The organism is Stakelama sediminis (assembly GCF_014199335.1).
GTDB lineage: Bacteria > Pseudomonadota > Alphaproteobacteria > Sphingomonadales > Sphingomonadaceae > Sphingomonas > Sphingomonas sediminis.
On the sequence record NZ_JACIJI010000018.1, the window covers coordinates 1 to 4,105 of the forward strand.

Below are 4,105 nucleotides of genomic sequence, written 5' to 3' on the forward strand. Positions count from 1 at the left end.
GCCGTCCTCACCAAGTTCAACCCCAAAAACGCCAACTCCGGTTACGCCTATTACGGTTATCAATACTACCAATATGGCAATAACCATGAGTGAGCATCAAATACCCCACACCGCACAATCCATGAAAATATTCTATGCAATTGGAGGAAGCCTTATAGGATGTTGCCTCATCCTTCTGTCAATCGTGAGTGCAAGCGACCGTATTGCGCCATATAGTCAAAATATTAGCCCAGTCTTCTTTGGTGGAGAGGGAGCTGGGCATATGGCAGGACTGCTGCTGGCCGAAAATAATCCTGCCGCAGCGCTTCCTTATGCAATCAGGGACGTCCGTACCAATCCTATTGACCCATCCGCGACGGCGACTCTTGGAACCGTTCTTTTGAATCTTGAGAAACCCCAGGCCGCGCTGGCGGCCTTCACCGTTTCCGGCTCGCTTGGGTGGCGTAATATTCCAACTCAACTCTATTGGCTTGCAGAGTCTCAATTGACGGACAATGTCGAAGGTGCTGCTCAGCGCATTGATGCTTTGCTTCGAATTGGTTCGGACAATGAAGCTGTAGAAAATGCCTTGCAAGGTCTTTCAGAAACTGCGTTAGGCCAGAAGGCTCTTATTGCCCTGTTGCGAGAAACACCTCCATGGGAGGAACGTTTTATTCTCGGCGCTCGTCAACTCTCGGGTGCTATATTGGATAGTCGGCTGTCGATTATTGAGCGTGCCGTAGCGCTAGGCGCGCCAGTTGATTGCGAAGCGGTAGCGCAGGTGGTGAATTGGATGGTTCGGCAGGACTCCATCTATGATGCAGAGCAATTCTGGCGGAACAGTTGTGATAATGGAAATCACGCGTTGCTATCGGATGGTAGTTTTGAATCGGGCCATTCTTCGACAACCGCAAATCCGTTTGCGTGGCATTTAAATTCACGTGGGGGAATGGATGCGACTGTCGAGGATGCCCCTAACCCTCTGAAAGGAAAAGCGTTACATATCAATTCATCGATGTCAGTGCGAACTGCGGCTGCAAACCAAGTGGTCACGTTAAAACCTGGAAATTACACCATTTCATGGCGCACTGCACAAGACGACGGCAGTCCCGATGTAAGTGTAACTATACGACTACAATGTCTCGATGATAAGAGCTGGATAACCAGTTTCACACCATCACAACGTAGTGATAAAAATAGCTTTGAAGCTAATTTTTCTATTCCCCAAAACGGATGCCAAATTCAAAATCTGGTTATACAAAAGGAAGCTATTAGCTTGCTCAACCCTCATTCTAGTTGGATAAGCGATATCGTTTTAAAAGCGAACTAGATGTTTAGAGTCCTCGCTGAGGAGGAACCCCTCCGACTTCAGTCGGATGCTGGCTTCAGCCTTGGACTCGTTCGATAGCCTGTATCCTCGGGAAAAGTGAGATTGAACTGATGCGGTGGATGCCTCCCCTCACCGGGCATCGTATGATGCTGGCCGGTGCCATGGCGGCATCCACCGCATCAGTTCACAGTTTTTCGGGCGGGCTTTGCCGTCAGCAGACGTCAGGGTCGCCGGCGCGACCGAATAGGCTTGGCCAAATTGCCGGAATAAATGGTCCAGGGATCGAGATTGCGCATTGCTACTCCACGCGCGCCCAACACCGCTCCGCTACCAATCGTCACGCCTGGGCCGACAAACGATTCGGCAGCGACCCATACCTCGTTGCCGATCGTGATGGGACGCAGCACTAACGGAAAAAGCGGATCTTCGAACTCGTGCGTGCTGGCGCATAGCGTTACGCCCTGCGAGACGACCACATCCGATCCGATTTCGATCATTCCCTGATTATAGCATTCGACGCCGCGACCCAGGATCGAACGATCGCCAAGCGTCAGGTTAGCAGGAAGCCAGATTTTGCAATCGGAATATACGCGCGCATCCACCCCGATCTTCGCGCCAAAAGCACGCAGCAAAAGACACCGCCAGCGGTGGAGCTGAGGCGGCGTCGGCCGCGCCAGCAGCAACCAGCATATTCGCCAGAAAACACGAAACAGTTTGTTGGACATCGAAAAACTGGGCGCGTGCCGCCGGCTCGGCGCTAACGGCTCTAGCGGTCTGCGATCGTTCATTGCATCTCCCCTGCAAGTTCACTCGTTAGTCATACGGATGCGCGCAGGAAAGCCGGCGCAACCGGTCAGGCCAAGATTCATCGGCCTGATCCGGATTGGAGGATAAAGATGTCGTCGCCAAGCACGTTCAATCGACGCTCCGTGATTTTATCCGGCCTTTTCCTTCCGCTGCTGACGACGCAACGAACGCCCGTCCCGCCAGCTTCACCCGCTGCAAATCAGTTTCAGCGCTGGCTCGAAAGTAGCAGAAGCGCAGCCGGGCCGGTCATTTTCGAAGCAGCAACCTCCCCGGTGCGCATCGATGGGCCAGTCCATGTTCCGGACGGAATGCAGCTTGTCATTCGCAGTGACCTTTCAGGCACCCCGAACGCACAACTGATAATTGGCGGCGCCAGTTCGGTGCTATTTGAAAATGGTGCGACCTGCATCAACGTTCCGATTACGATCGTCGATGGCTCGGTATCGATTTCAGGCTTTCGCTACACCGGTTCGTACCATCTCGCGGCCATACGAATACCCGGACCCGGACCTTATCGAAACGTGAAAATCGACGATATCGACGTCCGGGACGCCAATTACGGAATTCTGAGATCGGGCGCCGATTCGCAGATGGCTGGGGGCGTCATCAGCAACAGTTCCTTTTCCAATCTTGCCGGCGATGCCGTCGAATGGAATATCTGCCCGAATGATTCCGACATCCTGGTCACCAATCTCGATATCAGTGGGATCGATAACACAGGCGGAAAACCGAACTGGGGTATCGGCGTGGGCTTTGCCGGACGCGCCTATGATCGAAATTGGTCGCCCGAGCTATATGTGAAGCAATTTACCATCAGGAATATCAAGGGGCGCTCGCTTCGCCAGTTGATCCATGTCGAGGCCGGGCGCAATTTCACGATCGAGAACATTACCGGTAACGATATTTCCGATCGATATAGTAAAAACAGCGGGCTGGAGACTGCTTCGGTCGCTTGCTACGGATGCTCCGATTTCACCGTCGACGGCGTCATCGCCGACTCGGGTATAATCCTTTTCGCAGGTGCGATCAGGGGGCAATTCATAAATCCCAGCCGCAACGTCACCGTCCAGAATATTCAGCTTTCGAGGGGGAACCTGAGCGCTATGCTGGGTGGTAGCAATTCCTATGCTCATTTCAGCAACGTGAAGCTTTCCGCAGGCTCGCTGGAACTGAAGGGTGCGGCAGCACAGACATCGCTGACCGATATCGCTGTCACCAGCGCGAACGGCGCGCCACCCTTTATCGACACGCCGGACTTTCTGTCGGGCAACATGCGTCAATTCCGGCCTGCGCGCAGCGATATCCGTCGAAAAAATGTGCGGTTCGATTACGGGCGATAGGAGGTCGGCAGGTAAACGGTCCGCCCCCTCTCGCCGTCTCCATCACCACTATAGGCCTTCGGATCGTCGGTCGATGTCCAAGTTGAGTGACGTGACCCCCGGTTTTCCTCCAGCTGGGATTAGAGCCGGGCGGTTGTTTTGCGCATGAGCGCGGTTGAAGCAATGGCCTGTGTAGCGGAGCCCGTAGGGCGTAGCGAAGCAGGCCATTGCTTATCCAGTTTTGCGGCGAACGCCGCCGGGGTCTCATAGTCGAGGGAGGAGTGCGGCCTCTCCTGGTTGTAGTCTTCTACCCAAGCGGCGATCTCGACCCGGGCATGGGCCATACTCATGAACAGCGTCTCGTTGAGAAGCTCGTCACGCATGCGACCATTGAAGCTCTCGACGTAGCCATTCTGCATCGGCCTTCCCGGCGCGATGTAATGCCACTCCACGCCAATCTCGCCACACCATGCCAGCACGGCGTTGCTGGTGAGCTCCGTCCCATAGCACATTGGGAAGTTGCCCGTTTAAGGCAGCTTTCGCCGTGATGGAGACAAGGGCGCGTAGCGCCCGCAGTGAACCGCGCCGGGTTTGCCGGAGGCCGTTGGATGTGAGTCACGCTGCCATATCGATGTTGTCCGCGGCAGCATAATATTGTTCTTCGGCTTCG

At 54.5% G+C, this 4,105-nt stretch carries 3 protein-coding genes and 1 pseudogene; 2 read left to right on the forward strand and 2 right to left on the reverse strand.

Going from position 1 to position 4,105, the window contains the following annotated elements; all coding sequences use genetic code 11:
- Positions 1-262 precede the first annotated feature (262 nt).
- Positions 263-1,309: a tetratricopeptide repeat protein gene (locus FHR23_RS16375; RefSeq protein ID WP_184006142.1), complete on the forward strand. Its 1,047-nt coding sequence runs from the start codon at positions 263-265 to the stop codon at positions 1,307-1,309.
- Between the two features lie 221 nt (positions 1,310-1,530).
- Here FHR23_RS16375 and FHR23_RS16380 read toward each other — a convergent pair whose 3' ends face one another.
- Entirely contained in the window at positions 1,531-1,941 is a 411-nt protein-coding gene (locus FHR23_RS16380) for a putative colanic acid biosynthesis acetyltransferase (protein WP_246359973.1), read from the reverse strand.
- 264 nt (positions 1,942-2,205) lie between these two features.
- On the opposite strand from FHR23_RS16380, the gene FHR23_RS16385 reads away from it, so the two are divergent.
- Positions 2,206-3,456, forward strand: a complete 1,251-nt coding sequence (locus FHR23_RS16385) for a hypothetical protein (protein ID WP_184006146.1) — start codon at positions 2,206-2,208, stop codon at positions 3,454-3,456.
- Between the two features lie 119 nt (positions 3,457-3,575).
- Here FHR23_RS16385 and FHR23_RS16390 read toward each other — a convergent pair.
- A pseudogene (locus FHR23_RS16390) lies at positions 3,576-3,938 on the reverse strand (integrase core domain-containing protein); the annotation flags it as partial.
- Positions 3,939-4,105 lie beyond the last annotated feature (167 nt).